We start from the raw sequence: 23,942 nt of genomic DNA, 5'->3' as shown, positions 1-23,942 counted from the left end.
GGGGTGGTGGCGATGACAGACGGAACACGCCCGCCCACGCCGGCACCGTCCGCCGAGTCGGGTGTGCTGCCTCCGGTGCTCGGCCTGCTCCGCCGCTGGTGGCCGGTCGGCACGGTCGCCGCACTGCTCGCCGGTGCCGCGCTGGCCTCCGCCCACTCGTCGATCGGTGCCAGTCGGATCCCGCCGGCGGCGGACAACGTTCCGTGGGTCCCCGAGTACCCGACCGTCGAGCCGTCGCCGTCCATCCCGATCGAGCCACGCGACGCCGGCGAGGCCACCCAGGCGCACATCCCACAGTGGGTCGGCACTGTGGCGGTGGTCCTGCTCGGGCTGGCCATCCTCGCCGCAATCGGCTACCTCAGCTGGATCCTGGTCCGGGGCGCACTGCGCCGCACCAGCCGGACACTGCCGGCGCAGCGGGCCCGTCGCACCGCCGAGGGCACCGCCCGCGAGGTGGTGGCCGCCCTCGACGCCGGCCTGGTGGAACTCGACGACCGGGACACCGACCCTCGGGTGGCGGTGATCGCCTGTTGGGTGCGCCTGGAGGAGACCGCCGCGGCGGCGGGGGTGCCGAGGTTCGCCGGGGACACCCCCACCGACCTGGTCAGCCGGCTGTTGCAGGGTGACTCGGCGGCGGGCGTTCCGGCCATCGCCAGCACCGACGTGCTGGCCGAGTTCGCGTACGTCTACCGGGAGGCCCGGTACGCCACCCACCCGGTCGGCGAACGCACCCGGGACCAGGCCCGTGCCGCGCTCGGCCGGCTGCGCGGAGAGCTGACGGCGGTGGTCACCTCGTGAGCAGCACCAGCATCGACGACCTGCTTGCGTTCGAGGAGGAGGCGGCGCCGGCCGGTCCGCAGGAGCGCGACTCCCGGTGGCGTCCGGTGCTGCGCTCACTCGTGTGGGCCGCCGCGATTGTCGCGGTCCTGCTCGTCGGCTTCCGCGCGGTGGGCCTCCAGGTGTCGCTGCCCGTGCTGATCGCCGGGGTGCTCGCCGTGCTCGCGGTGCGCCGGGTCACCAGCCTGCTCGCACCGCCGCCCGCGCCGCCCGGTGGTGGGCGGGTCGGTGCGGGCGAGGAGGACGGCAGCTACAACTGGGGCGCCCGGGACGCGCTACGGAGCGCGATCAACCAGTGGGAACGGCCCCTCGACTGGTCCGCGAACCAAACCGAACGGTTCACCGGCAGTGTCCTGCCCCGGCTCGGTGAGCTGGCCGACGAACGGATGCGGCTGAAACACGGCGTCACCCGTGAGTCGGATCCCGCGCGCGCCCGCGCCCTGCTGGGTGAGCGCCTGTGGACGTTCCTGGAGACCCCGCCTCGCCGCACCCCGTCACCGCGCGACCTCGCGGTGATCGTCGCCGAACTGGAGAGCATCTGATGCACGACGTGGACCGAAGCATTGCCCCGGCCGAGGTCGGGCACCTGGCTCGGGCGGTCCTGGACGCGGTCGGCACCGTCGTGGTCGGCAAACGGGACGCGTTGGAGCTGGTCCTCGCCGGCATCCTCGCGGGCGGACACGTCCTCCTGGAGGACCTGCCGGGGCTCGGTAAGACGCTCACCGCCCGCTCGTTCGCCCAGGCCCTCGGGTTGGACTTCCGTCGGTTGCAGTTCACCCCCGACCTGCTCCCCGCCGACGTCACCGGCTCGTTCCTCTACGACCAGCGCAACGGTGACTTCACCTTCCGGGCCGGCCCGGTCTTCACGAACCTGCTCCTCGCCGACGAGATCAACCGGACGCCGCCGAAGACCCAGTCCGCGCTGCTGGAGGCGATGCAGGAGAAGCAGGTGTCGGTGGAGGGTGTCACCTACAAGCTCGACGAGCCCTTCCACGTGCTGGCCACCGCCAACCCCATCGAGTACGAGGGCACCTACCCGCTGCCCGAGGCGCAGCTGGACCGTTTCCTGCTGCGGGTGTCGTTCGGCTACCCCCAGCACGAGGAGGAGTGGGAGGTGTTGCGCCGTCGGATGAGCCGTCGCCGGGAGGAGGCGGACATCAAGCCGGTGGTCGACGCGGCGACGCTGCGGGCCATGCAGGCCGCCCTGGAGGACGTGGTGGTGGAGGATTCCATCGGCCACTACATCGTGTCGCTCACCGCGGCCACCCGGGAGCACCCGTCGGTGCTCGTCGGTGCCTCACCTCGCGGTTCGCTGGCGTTGCTGCTGCTGGCCCGGGTTCGCGCCGTGTTCGGCGGGCGGGACTACGTCGTACCGGAGGACGTCAAGTCGGTGGCGGCGCCCGCCCTCGCGCACCGGATCACCCTGCGCCCGGAGATGTGGTTGCGGCGGGTCGACCCGGCGTTCGTGGTGAGCGAGGTGCTGGAGGCGACTCCCGCCCCGGCCAGTGGTGCCCTGCCCAGCTACGCCGCCGGCGGGCCCCGGCACTGATGACCGGACCGACAGTGCCGAGTGCCACCGAAGCGGAACCGGCTGCCGGCTGGGCGCCCACCCCGGCGCTCGGCCGTGCGGTGCTGCTCGCCGGCCTGCTGCTGGTGGCCGGCGTGCTGCTGGGCCGGGTGGACCTGATCGTGCTCGCCGCCCCGTTCGCGCTGGGCACCGCGTACGCGCTGCGTCGGCGGCCCACGGCGCTGCCGCAGGTGTGGATCAGTGAGAGTGACGGCGGGCCGCTCGTCGAGGGCGGTGACGTGACGGCGGCGGTGAGCGTCGGCAACCCGGACACTGTCGACTACGACCTTGTGGTGATGCGGACCCGCGTGTCCCCGTGGCTGCGGATCGACCGGGCCGGCTTCGTCCGCGACGAAACCGTCGACGGTGGGGAGCCGGGCGCCGGACCGGCGACCCCGGACAACGCCGGGCGCCGTTCCCCAGCGGACCGGCCGTTCGTGACCTCGGTGCCGACCGGTGCCGCTGTGGACCTGGAGTTGGCCGGCAAGGCCCTGCGCTGGGGCCGCCACCCGATCGGCCCCGCCGGTGCCCGGGTCGCCACGGCCGGGGGTCTGCTCGTCTCCCGGGCGGTCATCACCGAGCCGGTCCGGATCCGGGTGTACCCGCGGACCGAGCCGTTCGAGGCGGTGGAGGCGATGCCCCGGGCCGCCGGCCTGGTCGGGGCGCACCACTCCCGCCGGCCCGGCGAGGGCGGCGAGTTGGCAGGCGTACGGGTCTTCGCCCCGGGCGACCGGTTGCGCCGGATCGACTGGCGGGTCTCGTTGCGGGCGAGGCAACTGCATGTGGCGGCCACCCTCTCCGACCGGGACGCGGAGGTGGTGGTGCTGCTCGACGTGCTCGCCGAGGCGGGCCGATCCGGTGGGGTGGACGGCGCCGCCTCGGTGCTGGACACCACGGTCCGGGCCACCGCCGCGATAGCCGAGCACTACCTGCACCGAGGTGACCGGGTCTCGTTGCTGGAGTACGGGCCGGCGGCCCGCCGGCTCCGGCCGGCCGCTGGGCGGCGGCAGTACCTGACCGTTCTGGAGTGGCTGCTCGACGTCCGGGTGCACGCGTCCGCGCACGAGCCGTACGACCAGGTGTTCGGCCCGCAGTTGCTCTCCTCGGACGCGTTGGTGGTGGTGCTCACCCCGTTGCTTGACGAGCGGTCGGCGCAGATGCTCGCCCGGTTGGCCCGTGGTGGGCGGTTCGTGGTGGCTGTCGACACGTTGCCCGCCGACCTGGCGTCGCCGAAGGACCGGGGTTGGGCTGAGGTGGCGTACCGGCTGTGGCGCCTCGATCGGGACATCATGATCGGGCAGCTCCGGGAGCACGGCGTACCCGTGGTGCGCTGGGCCGGCGCCGGCAGCCTGGACCTGGTGCTGCGGGACGTGGCGCGGTTGGCGACCGCCCCAAGGGTGGGTGGCCGGTGAAGGCTGTCGTGGAGCGGGTTCGGGCGGCCCAGAACGCGGTCACCCGCGTCAGCGCGGCCCCGCTGCTGGTCCGGGCCTCGATCTTCGTCATCGTGCTTGCCGGGTTCGCCCTGGCCTTTCCCGCCGAGGTGCTTGCCGGCCGACCGATCCTCTTTTTGGCGGTAGCCGCCCTGTTGCCCGCTGTCGGTCCTCGTCGGATCTGGGCGACGTTCGCGGCGTTGGTGACGGTCGGCGGTTGGTTGCTCGCCACCGACGGGTACGGCCGTCCGGTGGCCCTCTGGCGGCTGCTCGCCGTCGCGGCCCTGCTCTACCTGGGTCACACCCTGTGCGCGCTGGCCGCGCTGTTGCCGTACGACGCGGTGGTGGACCCCGAGCTGATCAGTCGTTGGTTGGTGCGGTCGGCGGCTGTGCTGCTGGGTTCCGCCGTACTCGGTGTGCTGTTGTTGCAGGCGGCGGGGTCGGGCGGGGGAGCCGGGCACCAGTGGGTCACGGTGCTGGGGCTGCTGGTGGCGGTGGGGACGGCAGCGTTGCTGGGCTGGCTGCTGCGACGCCGGTGACGCCTGCGATCTGAGGGTTACGCAGGTCACATGGGTTGTGCTCCGTCACAGATGGGGGGCGCGAGCGGGATTACCTGAGCCGGCCGGGGAAAGATAGACGACGTGAATCCGAAGCGGATCCTTGTGGTTGGTGCCGGGCACGTCGGTCTGTACGCCGCACTGCGCCTGTCGAAGAAGCTCAGCTCCCGTGAGGCTGAGGTCATGGTGGTGGACCCCCAACCCCACATGACCTATCAGCCGTTCCTGCCCGAGGCGGCGGCGGGCAACATCTCCCCGCGGCACTCCGTGGTGCCCCTGCGGCGGGAGTTGCGGCGGTGCAAGGTGGTGGCCGGTACGGTCACGCGCATCGAGCACGACCGCAAGGTGGCCACCGTGCAGCCGATCAGCGGCCCGGCCCGGGAGATCACCTACGATCACGTGATCGTGGCCCCGGGGTCGGTCTCCCGCACCCTGCCGATCCCCGGCCTGCATGAGCAGGGCATCGGGTTCAAGACCATCGGCGAGGCGATCTATCTGCGCAACCATGTGCTGGATCGGCTCGACGTGGCGGCCGCCACGCCGGATCCGGACGTCCGCCGTTCGGCGCTGACCTTCACCTTCGTCGGTGGTGGGTACGCCGGCATCGAGGCGCTCGCCGAGATGGAGGACATGGCTCGCGACGCGCTGCGTTACTACCCGGAGCTGAAGCAGGACGAGGTCCGTTGGGTGCTGGTCGAGGCCACCCAGCGGGTGCTGCCCGAGGTCGACCGGGACATGGGTGCCTACACCGTGCAGCAGTTGCTGAAGCGGGACATGGACATCCGGCTGGACACCCGGCTCGAGTCCTGCGTCGACGGGGTGGTCAAGCTTTCCGACGGTGACAGCTTCCGTTCCGACACGATCGTCTGGACGGCAGGCGTGAAGCCGTCGCCGATGCTCGACTCGACGGACTTCCCGCGCGACGACCGTCGGCGGATCACCTGCCTGCCCACCCTTCAGGTGGTCGACGGTGACCAGGTGCTCGAGGGTGCCTGGAGCGCCGGTGACTGCGCGGCGGTGCCGGACCTGACCAAGGAGCCGGGCAACTTCTGCTCTCCGAGCGCCCAGCACGCGGTGCGTCAGGCCGCCCGGATGGCCGACAACATCGCGGCGGTGATCCGGGGTCGCGAGCCGGTGAACTACAAGCACAAGCACGTCGGCAGTGTGGCGAGCCTCGGCCTGCACAAGGGCGTGGCCCAGGTCTACGGGATCAAGATGACCGGTTGGCCGGCGTGGGTGATGCACCGGACGTACCACATGAGCCGGATCCCGTCGTTCAACCGCAAGGTCCGCGTGGTGGTGGACTGGTCGTTGGCGTTCTTCCTCAAGCGTGAGGTCGTCGCCCTGGGCCAGTTGCACGACCCGCGCGAGGAGTTCGTCGAGGCTTCCCAGCCGGTCGGCGCGCCCCGCGTCTGACCCAGTCCTACCCACCAACCCCGTCGATCGTGCGCGATCGACGGGGTTGTGGCGTCAGACGCGCCAGGTCCAGGCGTCGGCTATCCGGGTCGCGGGGCCGTAGAGCTGTTCCAGGGTCTGCCGCAGGCTTTCGGCGTGGGGGGCGTCGTCGGTGAGCGCCACGCAGGACGCGCCCCAGAATTCCGCGTCGCGGGCGGCCTGGCGGCGCTGCTCGTCCCCGATGGCCGGCTGGTCGCCGCGTTTGGCGACATCCGCCAGTAGTGCGGAGGTCGGCTGCTTGAAGGTGCCCATCGCCGCAGTGCCGCCCCTGCCGTAGGGGCCGATGAAGAAACCTTCCGGCGTCCCGAAACCGGCGTCGGCGGCGGTCGCCCAGCGCATCGGCCAGGGCTCCTTCGGGGTGGGCAGCGGCACCGGAACCAGCACCCCGCCCGGGGGTACGCACTGCCGCCAGTGGCCGCCGGTGATGAATTCCGGCACGGCCGGTCGCCCGGCGGTCGGCAGCGGAGTCGGGAAGATCGGTAACAGCGCCACCCCGACGGCGAGTGGCACCAGCCGCCGCGCCCGACCGGAGCTGCGCAGGGCACGGTCGACAGCGAGCACCAGCAGCGTCGCGACGATCGGCAGCAACGCCAGCGCGAACCGCATCGGCAGCGCCCCGTCCACCACGGGCAGCCCACCGATCAGGGCGTACGGACCGGGGATCGCCGTCCTGGTGCCGCCGAGCACCACCTCCGGGCCGAGCGAGAGCGCCCCCATCACCAGACCCGCCACGACGCAGGCGAAGACCAGCCGGCGTCGCCCGGCCAGGATCGCGCAGACCGCTGTGACGAGCAGCAGAGGCCAGCCGAGGAACGTGTTGTACTCGGCGGGGCCGGTGGTCAGCCGGGCGGATTCGTCGCCGCCGGCCACCGACAGCGGGGAGAGCGTCCACCAACTGCTGAGATCGGCGGAGAAGTACGCGGGCGTGAACATGCCGTCCGCGACGCCCTGTGGCCCGGCGAACTGGAACCACAGCGGGTAACCGAGCACCAGCAGGGCGAGCCCGGCGGCGATCGCCAGCCCGCCGACGAAGCCGGGGAGTGCCCTGCGCGCCAGGTCCCGGTCCGCCACGCCGTAGCTGATCGCCATCACCAGCAGCGTGATCGCGGCGAGGAAGAGCACCTCCTCGCCGATGAAGACCTGGGCGGTGACCGCGCCGGCCAGCCCCGCCGCGGAGGTGAACAGCCGCCGCCGATCCGGCCCGGTGGCTCGGGTACGGCTGGTCCCGTCGGGTGTCCCAGGCCCCGGGTCGGCCGCCCGCAGCAGTCGCACCACCAACCAGACGATCACCGGTACCAGCCACTGGGCGGTCATGTGCAGGTGACTGTTGCTCTGCGAGACCATGCCGGGTCCGAATCCGCACAGCCCACCGCCGAGTGCGGCGGCGACCCGGCGGGCGCGCAGCGTCCGGTGGAACAGCAGGTACCAGGCGAGGGCGGTGCCGGCCAGATTGGCGGCGGCGAGCAGCGCGAAGGTGACCGGCGCGCCCAGCAGCAGGGTGACCGGCGCGAAGAGGACGCCGAGTGCGATGACAGTGGTGTTGGCCATCAGGTTGACGCCGTCCGGCGCGTTGAGCCGGTCGGTGAGCAGGTCGAAGTCGCCGAGCAGCGCGCGGGAGTCCACCGCCAGGAACCACTCGTAGAGGGTCTGGTCCTCCGGATTGAGCGCCAGGATGCGGCCTCCCGGGTCGGGCCACAGCCCGTGGGTGAGCCAGCCGGCCAGCACCGCGAAGATCAACGCGGCCAGCAGATCCGCTCGATGGCGGCGGACGGCGGCCAGCAGCCGGGTGGCCCGGGGTCGGCGGTTGACCTGATCGGCGAGGCGGAATGCCTGCTCAGGCGCGGCGTCGGGGGCCGTGGGGGCTGCGCTGCTCACGGCATCGACCCTAATGTGGCCGGGCCGGCGGGGTACGCCGGGTCGCCGCAGACCGGCTACGGTGACACTGCACCAGGCGTGTCGGCGCGCCGGTGCCACTCGCCCGGGTGGTGGAAAGGCAGACACGGCCGCCTTAAAAGCGGCTGCCGAAAGGCATGCGGGTTCGACCCCCGCCCCGGGCACCGGTCGGCTCACACATTCTCATTCGTGATCTCCAGGACTTGGCTACGCCGTTTACTCTTGGAGGGCACGTTCACGTGCAACGACCCCCTGAGGGAGGCCAGACAGTGAAGACCTCGAACCCGGTGCTCGCCCGGCTCGGCCAGGCGGCCGAGCGGGAGCGCTCCGCCGGGTACGCCCCGGCTGGGCCGTACGGACAGCCCGGCATTCCCCAGCAGTACCCGTCCCAGGCCGGTTACCCGGCCGCACCGCCGACCGTGGCGCCGATGACCGTCGACGACGTGGTCGTCAAGACGGTCGCACTGCTCGGCATCCTCGGCATCACCGCCGCGGCCGCCTGGGTGCTCGTACCCGACGCGCTGGTCGGCACCGCCTGGATCGGCGCGGCGGTGGTCGGCCTGGTCCTCGGGCTGATCATCTCGTTCTCCCGGATGGCCAACCCGGCGCTCGTGATCGCGTACGCGGTCGTCGAGGGTGTCTTCGTCGGCATGGTCAGCAAGGCGTTCGAGACCGCCTACGACGGCATCGTGCTCCAGGCCGCCGCGGCCAGCTTCGGCATCTTCTTCCTGATGGCGATGCTCTACAGGGCGAAGGTCATCCGGGCCACCCCGGCCTTCGTCAAGGGCATGATCGCGGTGATGGTCGGCCTGTTCGCGGTCATGATGATCAATCTGGTGCTGGCGCTGTTCGGCGTCAACACCGGCCTGCGTGACGGCAGCCCTCTGGCCATCGGCTTCAGCCTGGTCTGCATCGTGGTCGCCTCGCTGAGCTTCGTGCTCAGCTTCAAGGAGATCGAGGACGGCGTCCGGATGGGCCTGCCGCAGCGCTACTCCTGGGTGGCCGCGTTCGGCATCCTGGTCAGCCTGGTCTGGCTCTACATCGAGATCCTGCGCCTGCTGAGCTACTTCCAGGGCGACGACTGACCTCGTCCGCACTGCCGACGGCGCCCGTCTCCACTCCGGTGGGGGCGGGCGCCGTCGTCCGCGCCGTTTGTCCGCCACCACCGGCCCGCCCGGGGCAGAGTGACTTCGGGGGGTACGCGGGCGAAGGAGGCGGCGGTGCGCAGCAACAACCCGGTGCTCAACCGGCTGGACGAGACCGGCCGGGTGGAGGCCCGGGTGCTCGGTGCCCGCGACGTCGAGCCGATGACAGTCGACGACGTGGTGGTCCGTACCGTCGGGTTGCTTCTCGTCACCGGCGCGGCCGCCGCGGTGTCCTGGGCGGTGATCCCCGACGCCGTGTGGTTGGGTGCCGCGCTGGCCGGCAGCGCGCTCGCCTCGATCGCGCTGGTCCTGGTCATCTCGTTGCGAGCGATCACCAACCCGGTGCCGATCGTCGGCTACGCGATCCTTCAGGGCCTGTTGCTGGGGGTGGCGAGCCGCACCTTCGAGCAGGTCTACCCGGGGATCGTGGTGCAGGCGGTGGCCGGCACCTTCGGCGTCTTCCTCGGCATGGCGGCGCTCTACCGGGCCCGGGTGATCCGGGCGACGCCCCGGCTGGCCCGCCTGGTGATCGGCACCCTGCTCGGCATCGCCGTGCTCAGTGTGGTCAACCTGGTGTCGTACCTGATCACCGGACGACCGGGCCTGGCGGTCTACAGCGTCAGTGGGCAGGTCGGCTGGGTGCCGTACGCCTTCTCGGTGGTGGCCATCATCGCCGGGGCGTTCAGTTTCATCCTCGACTTCGACCTCGTCGAACGCTCGGTGCGCGACGGTCGAGCCCGTCGGTACGCGTGGCTGAGCGCCTTCGGCCTGCTCACCGGGCTGGTCTTCCTCTACTGGCAGCTGCTGAGGCTGCTCAGCTACCTGCGCCGCTGACCGGCCTGACCCGGTGCGGTGGGTGTCGGCCGTAGACTCGTCGTCGATGAGCGCAGCGGAGTTGGACAAGGCCGTGCAGTTGCTGGTCCGTCAGATCGCCCACTGGCAGCAGCCCCGGTGGGCGGCGGCCGCGACCACCGGCAACGTGTCCCGCGCCGACCTGGTGCACCGCCTCGTGCAGGAGGTGGCCAACCTGGCCGCCGACGCCGAGGGTGGGCCGCGCCGGGTCGTACCCCGGCTCGACAACGACCTGGCCCTGCCCGACCAGTTGCGGGTGGTCACGGCGGACCTGCTGGCCGCCGACCCGGGAGACGAGGCGCTGGGCCGGGCCGCCGCCGAGGTGGCGGCGACCCGCAGCGCGCTCTGAGGCCAGCTCGGCTCAGTTGAGCCGTTCGAGCACCATCGCCATGCCCTGGCCACCGCCTACGCACATGGTCTCCAGGCCAATGGTCTTGTCGTGCCACTCGAGTGCGTTGAGCAGGGTGCCGGTGATCCGGGCGCCCGTCATGCCGAACGGGTGGCCGACCGCGATGGCCCCACCCATCACGTTCAGCTTCTCCTCCGGGATGCCCAGCTCGCGGTAGGAGGGGATGACCTGCGCGGCGAACGCCTCGTTGATCTCGACGAGGTCGACGTCGTCGATAGTCATGCCGGCCCGGCGCAGCGCCTGCCGGGACGCCTCCACCGGCCCGAGACCCATGATCTCCGGCGACAGGGCTGTCACACCCGTCGAGACGATCCGGGCCAGCGGGGTGAGCCCGAGCTCCTCGGCCCGCTCGGCGCTCATCACCACCACGGCGGCCGCGCCGTCGTTGAGCGGGCAGCAGTTACCGGCGGTGATCCGACCGTCCGGGCGGAACACCGGCTTCAGGCCGGCTACCGCGTCGAGGGTGACGCCGGCGCGGGGCCCGTCGTCGGTGCTCACCACAGTGCCGTCCGGCGTGGTGACGGGGGTGATCTCCCGGGCCCAGAAACCGTCGGCGATCGCCTTCTCGGCGAGGTTCTGGCTGCGTACCCCGAACTCGTCCATGTCGGCGCGGGTGACGTCGTGCACCTGGGCCAGGTTTTCCGCGGTCTGCCCCATGGTCAGATAGACGTCGGGCAGCTCACCCGCCTCGCGCGGGTCGGTCCACACCTCGGCGCCGCCCTGCGCGCGGCGCTTCGAACGCTCACCGGCCGACCCGAAGCGCGGATTCTCCCAGCCGCCGCCGACCAGTGCCTGCGCCTCGGGCGGCAGCCCGTCGGAGCTGCCCCGGGCGTAGCGGGAGACCATCTCCACCCCGGCGGAGACGAACACGTCGCCCTCGCCGGCGCGGATCGCGTGCATCGCCATCCGGGTGGTCTGCAACGACGAGGCGCAGTAGCGGGTCAGCGTGGCACCGGGAACAGTGTCCAGACCGAGGAGGGTGGACACCACCCGGGCCATGTTGAAGCCCTGCTCGCCACCGGGCAGGCCGCACCCGAGGTAGAGGTCGTCGATCGTGGTCGGATCGAGCGCGGGAATCTTGTCCAGCGCGGCCTGGACGATGGTGGCGGCGAGGTCGTCGGAGCGGACGTCGCGCAGGGACCCCTTGTGCGCCCGGCCGATGGGGGAGCGGGCGGTGGCGACGATGACGGCGTCGCGGGACGACTCAATCGGCATGGACCAACGTTAACCCGCCAGTAACATGGCGCGGAAGAAGGCGACGCGGCGGGAAATGTCACCCCTGACCGGGACGGTCTAGCGGCGGGCGGTGGCCGCCGCCGCGGCGACGACGGCGGGTAGCAGCGCGTGCGCCCACACCCGGTAGCCGTCCGCGGAGGGGTGGAAGCCGTCCTGGCAGAGTGTCCCGGCGTCGGCCCGGAAGACCGGTCCGGTCTCGCAGGCCAGGTCGACAACAGCGCCGCCCGCCTCCAGCACTGCCGACGTCTGCGCGCGGGCCACCCGACGCCCGGACCAGCCGACCACCTGGCGCAGCGGCGGCGCGATGGCCCGCACCGCACCGAGGTCGGGGCAGGTGCCCACCACCACCTCGACGCGCGCCTCCCGCAGCCGATGCACCGCCGCGCCGAGATAGGCCGCCGCGTCGGACGGTCGACGCATTCCGGTGGCGTCGTTCGCGCCGATGAGAATCAACGCCACATCGGGCCGTTCACCGAGCAGGGCACGGGCCACCTGGGTGGTGAGGTCCGTCGAACGGGAACCGGAGACACCCACGCTGGACAGGTGCACCCGACGGCCCCCCGGGCCCTCGGCGAGCAGGTTCGCCAACTGCCCGCCGATGGTGTCCTCCAACCGGTCGACACCCACGCCCAGCGCCGACGAGTCGCCCAGCAGCACCAGTCGCAGCGGAGCACCGCCCGCCCGGCCGATCGTGGCGTGCAGGGCCAGGCCCAGCTCCGGCTGGGCGTAGCGTCGGTGCCGGGCGACGAACGCCTCACCGGCCAGGACTGCCGCGCCCCCGACGGTGCCGGCGAGCAACGACAACGCCGCCGTCCGACCCAGGCGGCCGGCGAGGCCGGAGGTCACGCTCCGCGCGCTGCGCTCGTTCATGCCAGTCCCTCCACTGTCGAGGTGTCCGAGGCGGACCCGTGCTGCGGCACCGCGCCGACACCGAAGAACGCCCGTCGGCGCAGCTGCGCCCACCGGCCAGCCGGTCCTCGATCGCGGCCCCGGACCTGGACGCCGCTGACTTCGGTGCCGGCGTGTCGGGCCGCCTCCTGCGCGGCCTTTGGCAGCGACCGTACGCCGTCGGCGCGGATCGGTGTAGCCCGTCGTTCCGGGGTCGCGCCGAGAGCGGAGAGCATCGTCGGCAGAAGCGCCGCGGCGGCCATCGCGTACCCCTCGGCGGAGGGATGGAACCGGTCCCAGGCGAACATCCGGGTCGGCTCGGCCACGAACCGGGGGCCGAGCAGGTCGCCGAGGGAGACCGTCCAGCCGCCCGCCTCGACCACTGCCACCGTCTGAGCGGCGGCGAGCTGACGGCTCCAGCGGTGCGCCAGCCAGCGCAGGGGCGGCTGGATGGGGCGGATCGCGCCCAGGTCGGGGCACGTGCCCACGACCACCTCGCAACCCGCGTCGCGCAACGTGTGCACCGCCTCGACCAGGTAACGCACCGCCAGCCCACGCGGGGTGCGGTTGGTGATGTCGTTGCCGCCGATGAGGATCACCGCGATGTCGGGTCGGCACTCCAGCGCCGCCTCCACCTGGTGGCGCAGCGCCGCCGAGATGGCACCGACCACGGCGAAGCGGTGCAACTGCACGGGGCGGTGCAGTCGACGGGACAGGCCGGTGGCGAGCAGCGCCCCGGGCGTCTCCCGTCGGCGGTGCACCCCGTAACCGGCCGCTGACGAGTCACCGAGCACGACCATGGTGAGCGCCGGACCGGGGAACTTCGCGCCGTACATCCCGTCGCAGCGCGGCGGCGGCGCCTCGGCCATCGGGATGGTCCGTCGAGCCTGGCGGGCCTGACCGAGCAGCACCCCACCGGTCGCCACCGCGGCCGCGGCTGTGGCGCCCGTCCCGATGGCCGCCAGCAGGGCGACGCGCCTGGCCTGTCGCCAGCGCTCATCGGGTACGACGAAACCTGCCACCCCCATATCTCGACATTATCGCGCTGCCCCGACACGTCGCTGTCGTCGTGACGGCACCCGGGTGCCTGGAAACCGACGCGACGGGGTATCTGGAAGAGAGAGGCCGGCCGGCTTGCGCCGACCCGCCACGCTGATCCGGCGGAGAGGAGCGCAACGATGGGTAAGACACTGAAGCGCAGCGCGGCGTTCACGGCCCTGGCGAGGGCCCTGGCGGCAGGCGCGCGCAACGGGCCGTCGATCGGCACGCGGCTGGCCGCGCTGCCCCGGATGATCCGAGCCACCACCAAGGGGGAGTACGACGGCGGCCTCCGGCTGGCCCTGATGACCGCGGCCACGGCGTACATCGTCTCGCCGATCGACCTGCTCCCGGAGATCCCGCTGGCGATCTTCGGGCTGGCCGACGACGCGGTGATGGTCACCTGGCTGGCCGGCAGCGTCCTCGCCGAGACCGATCGGTTCCTGGAGTGGGAGGCCCGCCGCAGCTCGGTCATCCCCGGAGGGCTGGTGCCCTGACGGCACGTACGCTGGGTGGCGAGGAAAAGTCTTCCCGGCCGCCCACCGCCGGCGCCGCAACGAAGGGCACACCGTGCAGTACTACGACAACGTCGTCGACATGATCGGAAACACCCCGCTGGTGCGTCTGCGTAACGTCACCAAGGGCATCCAGGCCACAGTGCTGGCCAAGGTGGAGTACGTCAACCCGGGCGGCTCGGTGAAGGACCGGATCGCGCTGCGGATGGTGGAGGACGCCGAGGCCGCCGGTCTGCTCAAGCCCGGCGGCACCATCGTCGAACCGACAAGCGGCAACACCGGTGTCGGGCTGGCCCTGGTGGCCCAGCTCAAGGGCTACAAGTGCGTCTTCGTCTGCCCCGACAAGGTCAGCCAGGACAAGCAGGACGTGCTCCGGGCGTACGGCGCTGAGGTGGTGGTCTGCCCGACCGCCGTCGCACCGGAGGACCCGCGCTCGTACTACAACGTCTCCGACCGGCTGACCCGCGAGATCCCCGGCGCCTGGAAGCCCAACCAGTACAGCAACCCGGCCAACCCGCGGTCGCACTACGAGACCACCGGCCCCGAGCTGTGGAAGCAGACCGACGGCGAACTCACCCACTTCGTGACCGGCGTGGGCACCGGCGGCACCATCTCCGGCATCGGCCGCTACCTCAAGGAGGCCTCCGACGGTCGGGTACGCGTCATCGGGGCCGACCCGGAGGGCTCGGTCTACTCCGGCGGCACCGGCCGGCCGTACCTCGTGGAGGGCGTCGGCGAGGACTTCTGGCCGGAGACGTACGACAGGGGTATCGCCGACGAGATCGTGGAGGTCTCCGACAAGGCGTCCTTCGAGATGACCCGGCGGCTCGCCCGCGAGGAGGGGCTGCTGGTCGGCGGTTCCTGCGGTATGGCCGTCGTCGCCGCCCTGGAGGTCGCCCGCCGGGCCGGCCCGGACGACGTGGTGGTGGTGCTGCTGCCCGACGGCGGCCGTGGCTACCTCTCCAAGATCTTCAACGACTCGTGGATGGCCCGGTACGGCTTCCTCGACAACTCCGGCGCCGAGCCGACGGTGGCCGACGCGCTGGCCAGCAAGCCGGGCGGGCTCCCCGAACTGGTGCACGTCCACCCGACCGAGACCGTCCGCGACGCGATCGACTACATGCGCGAGTACGGCGTCTCGCAGCTGCCGGTGCTCAAGGCCGAGCCGCCCGTGGTGACCGGCGAGGTCGCCGGCTCGATCGCCGAACGTGACCTGCTCGACGCGCTGTTCACCGGTCAGGCCCACCTGCACGACACGATCGAGCGGCACATGGGCGACCCGCTGCCGATGATTGGCGGTGGCCAGCCGGTGAGCGAGGCGGTCGGCCTGCTGGAGAAGTCCGACGCCGCGCTGGTCCTGGTCGACGGCAAGCCCAAGGGCGTCCTGACCCGCCAGGACCTCCTGGCTCACCTCGGCGCCCACTGACTCCCGCCCCGGTGCCCCGCCCGCAGGCGGGGCATCGGGTGGGAGTCGCGCCCTTTGCTCTGCATACCTACATGCACCACCCTCTCGCGCTCACCCCGCGGGCGGGGCCGAAGTGGGGTGCGCGGGTGGGCGGGGTGCGCGGGGTTGGGGATTAGAGGGGGCGGGTGTAGCGGAGTTGGGGTGTGGGGGTGGTGCCGATGTGCTCGTCGCGCTTCGCTCCGGTCGGGATCCAGCCACCGCGCTCGTAGAAGGTGCGGGCGTGGGCGTTGTCCCGCAGTACCCAGAGCACGGCACGTTGCCAGCCCTGCGCGCGCATGGCGTCCAGGGCGTCCACCATCAGGGTGCGGCCGGTGCCGCGGCCCTGCTCGGCCGGGTCGAGGTGGATCGCATTGAGCAGACCGGTGGACGGGTCGTCCTCGTCGTCCGGGCCCAGGTAGCTGAACCCGACCAACGCCCCGGCCCGTTCGCCCACCGTCATCCGGTGGGTGTCGCGCTCCCAGATCCACCGCTCGACCCAGTACCGCCCCATCGCCTCCGGTGTCGGGTCGGCCAGCGCCTCGGCCGGCAGGAAGGCGGAGTACGCGGCGACCCGGGAGCGCTGGTGCAGGGCGCCCACCGCCATCAGGTCGCCTTCGGTCGCGGGGCGGAGCGTGACGGTCATCCGGCCGAATCTACCCGGCGCGGCGGGAGCTGCACCGTGGTCAGATCCTCGGCGATGATCAGCTCACCGTCGAAGTGCGCCCGCGCCTCGTCGTGGAACCGGCGCGGGTCGGGGTAGCGCTGGGAGAAGTGGGTGAGCACGAGTCGGCGTACCCCGGATTCTGTCGCCACCCGAGCGGCCTGCGCTGCGGTCAGGTGGCCGACCTCGGCGGCGAGCGCGGCCTCCGACTCCAGGAAGGTCGACTCGATGACCAGCAGGTCGGCGTGCTCGGCGAGGGCGTACACCCCGTCGCAGATGCCGGTGTCCATCACGAACGCGAACCGCTGCCCCGGCCGGGGCACGCTCACCTCGTCGCGGGTGACGCGGCGCCCGTCGAGGTCCAGGTGCCCGACGCGGATCAGTTCGCCGACGGCCGGACCGGCGATGCCGTACGCGGACAGCTTCTCCGGCAGCATCCGGTGCCCGTCCGGCTCGACGAGCCGGTAGCCGTACGTCTCGATCGGGTGCCGGAGCCGGCGTGCCTCGAGCGTGCCGCAGCGCAGCGCGATCCGTTGCCCGTCGGTCGCGATGGGCTCGACATGCAGCTCGGCGGTTTCGTAGAACGAGGTGGCGTACCGCAGTCGGGTGAAATATTCGGCGCCGCCGGCGGGGAAGTGCACGGCGACCGGGTGCGCCACCCGGTCCAGGGAGAGCCGCTGGATGGTGCCGGGCAGGCCGAGGCAGTGGTCGCCGTGGAAGTGGGTGACGCAGATCCGGGTCAGGTCGGTGGCGGTCACAGTGGTGTGCAGGAGTTGCCGCTGACTGCCCTCGCCCGGGTCGAAGAGGATGACCTCGTCATCCCAGCGCAGCACGTACCCGTTGTGGTTGCGCTGACGGGTCGGCGCCTGGCTGGCCGTCCCCAGCACCACCAGTTCACGCATGGACATCGCCACTCCCGCAGATATGGAGCGACCCCCGGGGCGCTCCGCGCATGTGCGCGGGCCGGCTGGACTTGGCCGGCACCCCGGGGGTCGGGTGGCTGTCGTGGATTCGCCGCACCGCTGCCACACGGTCTCGACGATGGTGCTTTTGCCCGCCTCGCGGCGAGCCGATCACTGTCGAGGACAGCGGCTAGCTGACAGCCACCTCACGAGTCCGATTGCTATACAAGTCTGGACCACCTCCCTTCACGTGTACGGCCACGTTATCGAGTCCTCGGCGGGCTCTGCAACGGATTTCGATCACAGGGTCGAACGGGAATTCCCGACCAGCTCAGCGGAGCGCTCATGGCGGCGATCAGGCAGAGGCCCGATGCCGCAGCCGGCCGAGACCAAAGGTGGTCCCCGTCCGATCCAGGGTGCCGGCCGTTGCTGCGCCCGCGTCGGGTCGATCACGCCGTCCGCAGCGACCCGCGCCGCACTACCGGCCGGACGGCCTCCCCCGAGCCCAACCGGTCGCACCGGCCGCCCGGCGGGCGCCAGCCGCACCGGCCGCCCCAGCCGCACCAGCCGCACCAGCCGCACCAGCCGCACCAGCTTGATCCACTCGCGTTCACGGAAGTCGGGGTATCACCGACGCTGGGACACCCCGACATCAAGGAACCCGAGTCGATCACCGCCAGCGATCATGCCGGCCCACGCTGACAGGCATGCCGGGGCGAGCAGGGACAGCCGTCGGGTGGGTCACCATGCCACCGAAATGAGCTCAAACCGAACAAGGCCACTGGTTCGCCCAGTGGCCTTGCCAGTTGACGCGATGGTGGTCAGCCGCCGACTCGGGCCACGCCGACCGGGCAGCTCATGCCGTTCGGGCCGTGGTTGCAGTAGCCGTTCGGGTTCTTCGTCGGTGCCAGGTACTGCTGGTGGTAGTCCTCGGCGAAGTAGTAGCTGCCGAGCGGGGCGATCTCCGTGGTGATCTCACCCTTGCCGGCGCGGGTCACGATCGGCTGGAATGCGTCCCGCGACGACTCGGCGATGGTCCGCTGCTCGTCGGTGGTCGTGTAGATCGCCGAGCGGTACTGGGTGCCGACGTCGTTGCCCTGGCGCATGCCCTGGGTCGGGTCGTGGTTCTCCCAGAAGACCTTCAGCAGGTCCTCGTAATTGATCTTGCTGGGGTCGTACACCACCTGGACGACCTCGGCGTGCCCGGTCCGGCCGGAGCACGTCTCCTCGTACGTCGGGTTCTTGGTGATGCCACCCGCGTAGCCGGCGGAGGTGGTGTAGACGCCGGGAAGCGTCCAGAACAGCCGCTCCGCACCCCAGAAACAGCCCATGCCGAAGACCGCTACCTGAAGGCCCTCCGGGAACGGGCCCTTCAACGGGGTGCCCAGCACCTCGTGGCGGTCGGCGACCGGCATGGCGATCGGGCGGCCCGGCAGGGCCTGGTCGGGCGAAACCATTTCGGCGTTCATACGGCGCAAAAACACGGTGGGGATCTCCTCTCGTACCTCTCCCAGCGTGTAACACCGGAGGGTCCAGCTTCCTTACCCGCGTGACAGTGAGTCAGGCCCCGCCGGGCAGCGCCGCCGCGATCCGGTCGGCGTACGTCTGGGCCTCGGTGTCGTCGTCGTACCGGGTACGCGGCCAGAAGAAGCCCCGCAGCCCGTCGCCCTTGGTGCGGGGGACCACATGGGTGTGCAGGTGGGGCACCGATTGGGACACCTTGTTGTTCATCGCCACGAACGTCCCACCGGCGCCCAGAGCGGTCTCCACGGCCACCGCCAGCCGTTGGACCATCGCGAAGTAGTCGGGCAGCAGGTCGGCAGGCAACTCGGCAAGGGTCACGAGGTGCACCCGGGGCACCACGAGCACGTGCCCCTTGAACACCGGCCGGGTGTCCAGGAACGCCACCCCGTCCGGGTTGTCGGCCACCCGGAACGCCGGCACCTCGCCCGTCACGATCCCGCAGAACACGCAACCGCTCATCGGGCCAGGCTATGCCGCCGGCCTCGTGGGTTCCGGCGCCCCCCACGTCCGAACCGACTGTGGTAGTCATCTACGTGGATGGATCAGCGTGGACGACCCCGGCCGCCGGCCGACCCGTCGACGCGCCGAAAGGACGAATTTTGCGGATCAGAAAAGGCACCACCCTGGCGCTGGCGACGCTCACCGCCGGGCTGCTCACCGGCGCGGCCCCGGGCCACGCCCAGGCAGCCGCCGCGCCGATCGTCGTCCCGCTGCCGCTGGGCACCGTGGCCGACGTGGTGTCCACGGGTGACCGGGTCTTTGTCAGCGGTGGCAGCCCTGCCACGGATGTCGTGGTGACAAGTGCGACCGGCACCGTGGTCGGTGCCCTGTCGGACCTGCCCGGCCCCACCGACCTGCTGCTCAGCGCCGACCGGCAGACGCTCTACGTGGCGCTGCCCACCGCGAACGCCATCGCCGCGTTCGACACCGGCTCCCTGATCGAGTCGGCCCGGTACGACACCGGCGCTGGCGAGTGCCCGTCGTCGCTGGCGTTGACCGGCCGGTACCTGTGGTTCGGCTACGGCTGTGGCCAGGGGGACGGCAACATCGGTCGGATCGACCTGGGACGCCAGCCGGCCCGGGTGGCCACGGGGGTGGCCGTCGGCCAGTACTTCTACGGCTCTCCGCTGCTCGCTGCCGCCAGCCAGAACCGCTCGGTGCTGCTGGTCGGGCAGCCGGGGTTGAGCCCCGCGTCGGTGTACGCGTACGACATCGGTGCCGGGGGCGCACTGAGCGCACCCAGGACCAACCAGTTCTCGGCGGTCGGCAGCAACCTCCAAGACGTCGCCCTCGACCCGACCGGCACCACCGTCTACACGGCCGCCGGTTCGCCGCCAGCGGTGCAGGCGTTCCCGTTCGCCGAGATCGCCACGCCCAGCGCGACGTACCCCACCGGTGCGTATCCGCGTGCCGTCGAGCCGTCCCGTACCGGCACCATGATCGCCGCTGGCGCCCACGCCTACTACGCCCCGGACGTCTTCATCTTCACCGTGGACGGCACCGAGCTGGCCCGCTACGAGTTGGGTGACGAGCTCAGCGCCGGAGGGCTGGCGTGGTCGCCGAACGGAGCCCGGGTCTACGCGGTCAGCTGGGACTGGACCGGAGCCCGTCCGGCGAAGCTGCACGTGCTGCCGGTCCCGGCCGGCTGAGGGGATCGCCCTTGCGCGGAGCCGGGCCACCCGGCCCGGCTCCGCCCGGGAGCACGGGTTCCGTTCCAGCCCTCGGGACGGGGCGCTAGCCTCACCAGAATGAGTCACGGCTTCGAGACGCTCGCCATCCACGCCGGTCAGGACCCTGAGGCCCGCACCGGAGCGGTGATCCCGCCGATCTACCAGACCAGCACGTACGCCCAGGACGCCGTCGGCGCACCCCGGCTCGGCTACGAGTACAGCCGTTCCGGCAACCCGACCCGTGACGCCCTCCAGGAGTGCCTGGCTGCGCTGGAGGGCGGGCCGGTGGGGCTCGCCTTCGCCAGTGGCCTGGCCGCGGAGGACACCCTGCTGCGGGCGGTGTGCCAGCCTGGCGACCACGTGGTGATCCCGGACGACGCGTACGGCGGCACGTACCGGCTCTTCGCCCGGGTCGCCCAGCGGTGGGGCCTGGAGTTCAGCCCGGCCAAGGTCTCCGACCCGGCCGCGGTCCGGGCCGCCGTGCAGCCCGGCCGTACGAAGATCATCTGGGTGGAGACGCCGACCAACCCGCTGCTCGGCATCGCCGACATCGCCGCCCTGGCCGCCGTCGCTCACGACGCCGGCGCCCTGCTGGTGGTGGACAACACGTTCGCCTCGCCGTACCTCCAGCAGCCGATCGCCTTCGGCGCGGACGCGGTGGTGCACTCCACCACCAAGTACGTCGGCGGGCACTCCGACGTGGTCGGTGGCGCGCTCGTGGTCGCCGACGCCAGCCTCGGCGAGGAGTTGCGCTACCACCAGAACGCGATGGGCGCGATCAACGGCCCGTTCGACGCCTGGCTCACCCTGCGGGGCATCAAGACCCTCGGGGTACGCATGGACCGGCACTGCGACAACGCCGAGCGGCTCGCGGCGTACCTCGACGGGCACTCCAAGGTCGCCCAGGTGATCTACCCGGGGCTGCCCTCGCACCCCGGTCACGAGGTGGCCGCCAAGCAGATGCGCCGGTTCGGCGGCATGATCTCGTTCCGCGCCGCCGGTGGTGAGGACCACGCGGTGGACATCTGCAACCGGACCAAGCTCTTCGTACTCGCCGAGTCGTTGGGCGGGGTGGAATCCCTGATCGAGCACCCGGGTCGGATGACACACGCAAGTGCTGCCGGCTCGCCGCTTGAAGTTCCCGGCGATCTCGTGCGACTGTCTGTCGGCATCGAGACGGTCGACGACCTACTCGCCGATCTGGAGCAGGCGCTGGGCTGACCGCTGGGGAGGATGGCCGTGCAGGACATCGTGGCGACCTGGGTCGGAGCGACCGCCAAGCAGATCGCCCGGGGCGTACGCCGAGGTGACGTGTCGGCGACCCAGGTCGTCGCCGACCACCTCGAGTACATCTCCCGGACCGACAGTGAGCTGGCCGCGTTCCGCGCCGTTCGCGGCGGTGAGGCGATCACCGAGGCGGAGAAGGTCGACGAGCAGGAGGACCTGGCCAACCTGCCGCTGGCCGGGGTTCCGGTGGCGGTCAAGGAGAACACCCCGGTCGCCGGCCTGCCCACCTGGAACGGGTCGGCAGCCGCCCGCACCGACGTCGCGGAGGCCGACCACGAGGTGGTACGTCGGCTGCGTGGGGCCGGCGCGGTGATCCTCGGCGTGACCCGGATGCCCGAGCTGGGCCTGTGGGCCCTCACCGACGACGACAGCGCGGTGACCCGTAACCCGTGGGACAGCACGCGTACCCCGGGTGGGTCCTCGGGTGGTGCCGCCGCCGCGGTCGCCGCCGGGCTGGTGCCGATCGCGCACGCCAACGACGGGCTCGGCTCGATCCGGATCCCGGCGGCCTGCTGCGGGCTCGTCGGGCTCAAGCCCGGTCGGGGTGTCGTCCCGTGCCAGCTCGGGGCGGACGACTGGTTCGGCCTCACCGAGCACGGCATGCTGACCAGCACGGTCGCCGACGCCGCGGTCGGCTTCTCGGTGCTCGCCGGCCGGCGTCCGGAGAAGCTGGTCCCCCCGCAGCGCCTGCGGGTGGGTGTCTCGCTGCGCTCCCCGGTGCGCGGTGTCGCACCCGACGCACCCAACCGGGACGCGGTCGCCGCCGCCGGCCGGCTCCTCGCCGCCGCCGGGCACGACACGGTGCCCGCCGACCCGGTCTACCCCACAGCGCTCGGCCTGCAGGGCATCGCCACCTGGTTCGCCGCCGCCGCCACCGACGTCCGGGCCACCGGCCTGGACCGGCGTAATCTGCAACGGCGTACCCGGCGGCACGTCGCGCTCGGCGAGTGGGCGCACCGTCGCGGCTACGTGCGGGAGTCGGACCGGGCCGCCTGGCGGCAACGGTCGGTCGACTTCTTCAGCGACCACTCGGTCGACCTGCTGCTCACCCCGGCGCTGGCCAGCGCGCCACCGGAGGCGGCCCGCTGGTCGGAGCGGTCCTGGCGGGCGAACATGACAGCCAACATCAGGTACGCGCCGTACGCCGCGCCCTGGAACATCGCCGGCCTGCCGGCTGTCGTCGTGCCGGTCGGCCGCCGCCCGGACGGCCTGCCGGTCGCCGTGCAACTGGTCGGCCCGCCCGGCTCGGAGCTGCTGCTGCTCGGTGTCGCCGGCCAGTTCGAGATGGCCGCCCCGTGGACGCGCCACGCCCCCGGCTACCCCCGAATCGGAACGGGGTCGCCGGCCGTCGCATGATCGTCTAGCGTGTGCGCGCACCTACGCGCTACCACGGGGGACACCAGTGCGCTGCCAGACCTGCGGGGACGCCACGTCCCCCGAAATCGACTACTGCCCGCGGTGTTTCACGCCGCTCGGCCAGCCCGCCGTCACGCCGGGGCTGCCCACCTACCGGGTACGCGGGATCGGCCTCGCGGCGAACGTCGCCGTCGGCGCGACAGCCGTGCTCTACCTGGTGGTCGCGCTGTCCTCAATTGTCGGCATGGTGCTGACCCGGCGGGCCATGGCCAACGACGACCCGGACCTGCTTGTCGGCGCGGGGATCATCGTCGCAGTGGTGGCGGTGATCATGACGGTGGTGCACCTCGCCGCCGCCGTACTGGTGATCATCTGGACCTGGCGGGCCCGCAAGAACACCGACGCCTTCCCCGGCGCCGAACCGGCCTACAAGCCCGGTTGGGCCATCGCCGGCTGGCTGGTGCCCTTCGCGAACTTCGTGGTGCCCGCCCGGGTCATGGCGGGCATCGCCCGGGACAGCCTCTGGCGGCGGGCCACGCCAGCGCTCGTGGGCGTCTGGTGGTGTTCGTGGCTGGTGTTCAGCGTCGGTGAGCGGCTCGCCAGCCGCGCCGACGGCCGGGCGTTCGAGAAGCTGGCGGAGATCCCGTTGGACGACGCCGGCTACCAGGCGTACGTCGACGTGTACCAGGACTCCCTGGGCCGCAGCACGCTTCCCGCGCTCGGCAGCGTGATCGCGGCGGTGACGCTGATCATGCTGATCCACCGGATCTCCGCTGCCCAGGAGACCCGGATCGCCAGCGCCACCCCGCAGTGGCCGACCGCCCCGGTCTGGCCGGCCCAGACCTGGCCCGCCGCTTCGGCGGTGCAGCCGGTCCCGGCCGCCCAGCCGGTTCCGGCGGACCAGCCGGTTCCGGCCGCTCAGCCTGTTCCGGCGGACCAGCCCGCTGCGGCGGCGCAGCCTGTCCCGGTGGCGCAGCCTGTCCCGGTGGCGCAGCCTGTCCCGGCGGCGCAGCCTGTCCCGGCGGCGCAGCCCGCCCTGGAGGTGCCGGGGGTCGCGCCGGCTTCTTGATCCACTCGGAATCATTGAAGTCGGGGGGTCCGGGCGGCCCGGATACCGCGTTTTCCGGGATACCGAGTGGATCAACCGATCCGGTCGGTCCGTGCCCCGGTCGGGCCGTGCCCCGGTCGGGCCGTGCCCCGGTCGGGCCGTGCCCCGGTCGGGCCGTGCCCCGGTCGGGCCGTGCCCCGGTCGGGCCGTGCCCCGGTCGGTCCGTGC

Annotated in this window: 23 protein-coding genes and 1 tRNA gene; 16 read left to right on the top strand and 8 right to left on the bottom strand. The window is 72.0% G+C overall.

Features of this window, described 5'->3' with window-relative positions:
• Nucleotides 1–12 precede the first annotated feature (12 nt).
• From ABZ406_RS18975 to ABZ406_RS18950, 6 genes are all read left to right on the top strand, one after another.
• A complete protein-coding gene (locus tag ABZ406_RS18975; RefSeq protein ID WP_357763053.1) occupies nucleotides 13–798 on the top strand; it encodes a DUF4129 domain-containing protein in 786 nt (261 codons plus the stop codon).
• Entirely contained in the window at nucleotides 795–1,379 is a 585-nt protein-coding gene (locus tag ABZ406_RS18970) for a hypothetical protein (RefSeq protein ID WP_357763050.1), read from the top strand. The genes ABZ406_RS18975 and ABZ406_RS18970 overlap by 4 nt, the downstream gene beginning before the upstream one ends.
• On the top strand, nucleotides 1,379–2,386 hold the full coding sequence (locus ABZ406_RS18965; RefSeq protein ID WP_357763047.1) for a MoxR family ATPase: 1,008 nt from the start codon (nucleotides 1,379–1,381) through the stop codon (nucleotides 2,384–2,386). The genes ABZ406_RS18970 and ABZ406_RS18965 overlap by 1 nt, the downstream gene beginning before the upstream one ends.
• Nucleotides 2,386–3,816: a DUF58 domain-containing protein gene (locus ABZ406_RS18960; RefSeq protein WP_357763044.1), complete on the top strand. Its 1,431-nt coding sequence runs from the start codon at nucleotides 2,386–2,388 to the stop codon at nucleotides 3,814–3,816. Before ABZ406_RS18965 ends, ABZ406_RS18960 begins: the two co-directional genes overlap by 1 nt.
• On the top strand, nucleotides 3,813–4,373 hold the full coding sequence (locus ABZ406_RS18955) for a hypothetical protein (protein WP_357763041.1): 561 nt from the start codon (nucleotides 3,813–3,815) through the stop codon (nucleotides 4,371–4,373). The genes ABZ406_RS18960 and ABZ406_RS18955 overlap by 4 nt, the downstream gene beginning before the upstream one ends.
• 102 nt (nucleotides 4,374–4,475) lie before the next feature.
• A complete protein-coding gene (locus ABZ406_RS18950) occupies nucleotides 4,476–5,807 on the top strand; it encodes an NAD(P)/FAD-dependent oxidoreductase (RefSeq protein WP_357763038.1) in 1,332 nt (443 codons plus the stop codon).
• Nucleotides 5,808–5,861: 54 nt separating this feature from the next.
• Here ABZ406_RS18950 and ABZ406_RS18945 read toward each other — a convergent pair whose 3' ends face one another.
• Nucleotides 5,862–7,721, bottom strand: coding sequence for a hypothetical protein (locus ABZ406_RS18945; RefSeq protein ID WP_357763036.1), 1,860 nt, complete (start codon nucleotides 7,719–7,721; stop codon nucleotides 5,862–5,864).
• Nucleotides 7,722–7,822: 101 nt separating this feature from the next.
• Between ABZ406_RS18945 and ABZ406_RS18940 the strand changes: the two genes are divergently transcribed.
• The 4 genes from ABZ406_RS18940 (at nucleotide 7,823) to ABZ406_RS18925 (ending at nucleotide 10,085) form a co-directional block, all read left to right on the top strand.
• Nucleotides 7,823–7,903: transfer RNA gene (locus ABZ406_RS18940), tRNA-Leu, on the top strand.
• A 105-nt stretch (nucleotides 7,904–8,008) separates the two neighbouring features.
• On the top strand, nucleotides 8,009–8,824 hold the full coding sequence (locus ABZ406_RS18935) for a Bax inhibitor-1/YccA family protein (RefSeq protein WP_357763033.1): 816 nt from the start codon (nucleotides 8,009–8,011) through the stop codon (nucleotides 8,822–8,824).
• 135 nt (nucleotides 8,825–8,959) lie between these two features.
• On the top strand, nucleotides 8,960–9,718 hold the full coding sequence (locus ABZ406_RS18930; RefSeq protein WP_357763030.1) for a Bax inhibitor-1/YccA family protein: 759 nt from the start codon (nucleotides 8,960–8,962) through the stop codon (nucleotides 9,716–9,718).
• Between the two features lie 46 nt (nucleotides 9,719–9,764).
• Entirely contained in the window at nucleotides 9,765–10,085 is a 321-nt protein-coding gene (locus ABZ406_RS18925) for a hypothetical protein (protein WP_357763027.1), read from the top strand.
• Nucleotides 10,086–10,097: 12 nt separating this feature from the next.
• Here ABZ406_RS18925 and ABZ406_RS18920 read toward each other — a convergent pair whose 3' ends face one another.
• From ABZ406_RS18920 to ABZ406_RS18910, 3 genes are all read right to left on the bottom strand, one after another.
• On the bottom strand, nucleotides 10,098–11,360 hold the full coding sequence (locus tag ABZ406_RS18920; RefSeq protein ID WP_357763024.1) for an acetyl-CoA C-acetyltransferase: 1,263 nt from the start codon (nucleotides 11,358–11,360) through the stop codon (nucleotides 10,098–10,100).
• Between the two features lie 78 nt (nucleotides 11,361–11,438).
• Complete coding sequence (locus ABZ406_RS18915) at nucleotides 11,439–12,251, bottom strand: SGNH/GDSL hydrolase family protein (protein WP_357763021.1); 813 nt, start codon at nucleotides 12,249–12,251, stop codon at nucleotides 11,439–11,441.
• Nucleotides 12,248–13,297, bottom strand: coding sequence for an SGNH/GDSL hydrolase family protein (locus ABZ406_RS18910; RefSeq protein WP_357763018.1), 1,050 nt, complete (start codon nucleotides 13,295–13,297; stop codon nucleotides 12,248–12,250). The genes ABZ406_RS18915 and ABZ406_RS18910 overlap by 4 nt, the downstream gene beginning before the upstream one ends.
• 150 nt (nucleotides 13,298–13,447) lie before the next feature.
• Between ABZ406_RS18910 and ABZ406_RS18905 the strand changes: the two genes are divergently transcribed.
• Both ABZ406_RS18905 and ABZ406_RS18900 read left to right on the top strand, forming a co-directional pair.
• Nucleotides 13,448–13,804: a YkvA family protein gene (locus ABZ406_RS18905; protein WP_112582466.1), complete on the top strand. Its 357-nt coding sequence runs from the start codon at nucleotides 13,448–13,450 to the stop codon at nucleotides 13,802–13,804.
• A gap of 73 nt (nucleotides 13,805–13,877) precedes the next feature.
• Nucleotides 13,878–15,248 carry a cystathionine beta-synthase gene (locus ABZ406_RS18900; RefSeq protein WP_357763014.1) on the top strand — a complete coding sequence of 457 codons (1,371 nt, stop codon included), beginning with the start codon at nucleotides 13,878–13,880 and terminating at the stop codon, nucleotides 15,246–15,248.
• Between the two features lie 151 nt (nucleotides 15,249–15,399).
• Here ABZ406_RS18900 and ABZ406_RS18895 read toward each other — a convergent pair whose 3' ends face one another.
• The 4 genes from ABZ406_RS18895 to ABZ406_RS18880 form a co-directional block, all read right to left on the bottom strand.
• Entirely contained in the window at nucleotides 15,400–15,909 is a 510-nt protein-coding gene (locus ABZ406_RS18895) for a GNAT family N-acetyltransferase (protein WP_357763011.1), read from the bottom strand.
• Nucleotides 15,906–16,835: a ribonuclease Z gene (locus ABZ406_RS18890; protein ID WP_357763008.1), complete on the bottom strand. Its 930-nt coding sequence runs from the start codon at nucleotides 16,833–16,835 to the stop codon at nucleotides 15,906–15,908. The genes ABZ406_RS18895 and ABZ406_RS18890 overlap by 4 nt, the downstream gene beginning before the upstream one ends.
• Before the next feature lie 815 nt (nucleotides 16,836–17,650).
• Complete coding sequence (gene msrA / locus ABZ406_RS18885; protein WP_184181561.1) at nucleotides 17,651–18,313, bottom strand: peptide-methionine (S)-S-oxide reductase MsrA; 663 nt, start codon at nucleotides 18,311–18,313, stop codon at nucleotides 17,651–17,653.
• A 76-nt stretch (nucleotides 18,314–18,389) separates the two neighbouring features.
• Nucleotides 18,390–18,812 (bottom strand): HIT family protein, encoded by a 423-nt coding sequence (locus ABZ406_RS18880; RefSeq protein ID WP_357763005.1) that lies wholly within the window; start codon nucleotides 18,810–18,812, stop codon nucleotides 18,390–18,392.
• 140 nt (nucleotides 18,813–18,952) lie between these two features.
• Here ABZ406_RS18880 and ABZ406_RS18875 point away from each other — a divergent pair, with 140 nt between their 5' ends.
• The 4 genes from ABZ406_RS18875 (at nucleotide 18,953) to ABZ406_RS18860 (ending at nucleotide 23,735) form a co-directional block, all read left to right on the top strand.
• The gene (locus tag ABZ406_RS18875; protein ID WP_357763002.1) at nucleotides 18,953–20,002 is read left to right on the top strand and encodes a hypothetical protein; all 1,050 of its coding nucleotides are present in this window, start codon (nucleotides 18,953–18,955) and stop codon (nucleotides 20,000–20,002) included.
• 99 nt (nucleotides 20,003–20,101) lie between these two features.
• Entirely contained in the window at nucleotides 20,102–21,244 is a 1,143-nt protein-coding gene (locus ABZ406_RS18870; protein ID WP_357762999.1) for a cystathionine gamma-synthase, read from the top strand.
• Between the two features lie 12 nt (nucleotides 21,245–21,256).
• The gene (locus tag ABZ406_RS18865; protein ID WP_357762996.1) at nucleotides 21,257–22,666 is read left to right on the top strand and encodes an amidase family protein; all 1,410 of its coding nucleotides are present in this window, start codon (nucleotides 21,257–21,259) and stop codon (nucleotides 22,664–22,666) included.
• A gap of 46 nt (nucleotides 22,667–22,712) precedes the next feature.
• Complete coding sequence (locus ABZ406_RS18860) at nucleotides 22,713–23,735, top strand: DUF4328 domain-containing protein (protein ID WP_357762993.1); 1,023 nt, start codon at nucleotides 22,713–22,715, stop codon at nucleotides 23,733–23,735.
• The last annotated feature ends 207 nt before the right edge of the window (nucleotides 23,736–23,942 follow it).

The organism is Micromonospora sp. NPDC005710 (genome assembly GCF_040630995.1).
Taxonomy (GTDB): domain Bacteria; phylum Actinomycetota; class Actinomycetes; order Mycobacteriales; family Micromonosporaceae; genus Micromonospora.
Note: the sequence above shows the minus strand (reverse complement) of the source record. Positions and strands in the feature narration are given on the sequence as shown.

Bases quoted from the DNA above. Each gene is read 5' to 3' on its own strand.
- ABZ406_RS18925 (WP_357763027.1), top strand. From the start codon at position 9,765: ATGAGCGCAGCGGAGTTGGACAAGGCCGTGCAGTTGCTGGTCCGTCAG.
- ABZ406_RS18915 (WP_357763021.1), bottom strand. From the start codon at position 12,251: ATGAACGAGCGCAGCGCGCGGAGCGTGACCTCCGGCCTCGCCGGCCGC.
- ABZ406_RS18905 (WP_112582466.1), top strand. From the start codon at position 13,448: ATGGGTAAGACACTGAAGCGCAGCGCGGCGTTCACGGCCCTGGCGAGG.
- ABZ406_RS18895 (WP_357763011.1), bottom strand. From the start codon at position 15,909: ATGACCGTCACGCTCCGCCCCGCGACCGAAGGCGACCTGATGGCGGTG.
- ABZ406_RS18920 (WP_357763024.1), bottom strand. From the start codon at position 11,360: ATGCCGATTGAGTCGTCCCGCGACGCCGTCATCGTCGCCACCGCCCGC.
- ABZ406_RS18880 (WP_357763005.1), bottom strand. From the start codon at position 18,812: ATGAGCGGTTGCGTGTTCTGCGGGATCGTGACGGGCGAGGTGCCGGCG.
- ABZ406_RS18910 (WP_357763018.1), bottom strand. From the start codon at position 13,297: ATGGGGGTGGCAGGTTTCGTCGTACCCGATGAGCGCTGGCGACAGGCC.
- ABZ406_RS18890 (WP_357763008.1), bottom strand. From the start codon at position 16,835: ATGTCCATGCGTGAACTGGTGGTGCTGGGGACGGCCAGCCAGGCGCCG.
- ABZ406_RS18870 (WP_357762999.1), top strand. From the start codon at position 20,102: ATGAGTCACGGCTTCGAGACGCTCGCCATCCACGCCGGTCAGGACCCT.
- ABZ406_RS18975 (WP_357763053.1), top strand. From the start codon at position 13: ATGACAGACGGAACACGCCCGCCCACGCCGGCACCGTCCGCCGAGTCG.
- ABZ406_RS18965 (WP_357763047.1), top strand. From the start codon at position 1,379: ATGCACGACGTGGACCGAAGCATTGCCCCGGCCGAGGTCGGGCACCTG.
- ABZ406_RS18865 (WP_357762996.1), top strand. From the start codon at position 21,257: ATGGCCGTGCAGGACATCGTGGCGACCTGGGTCGGAGCGACCGCCAAG.
- ABZ406_RS18960 (WP_357763044.1), top strand. From the start codon at position 2,386: ATGACCGGACCGACAGTGCCGAGTGCCACCGAAGCGGAACCGGCTGCC.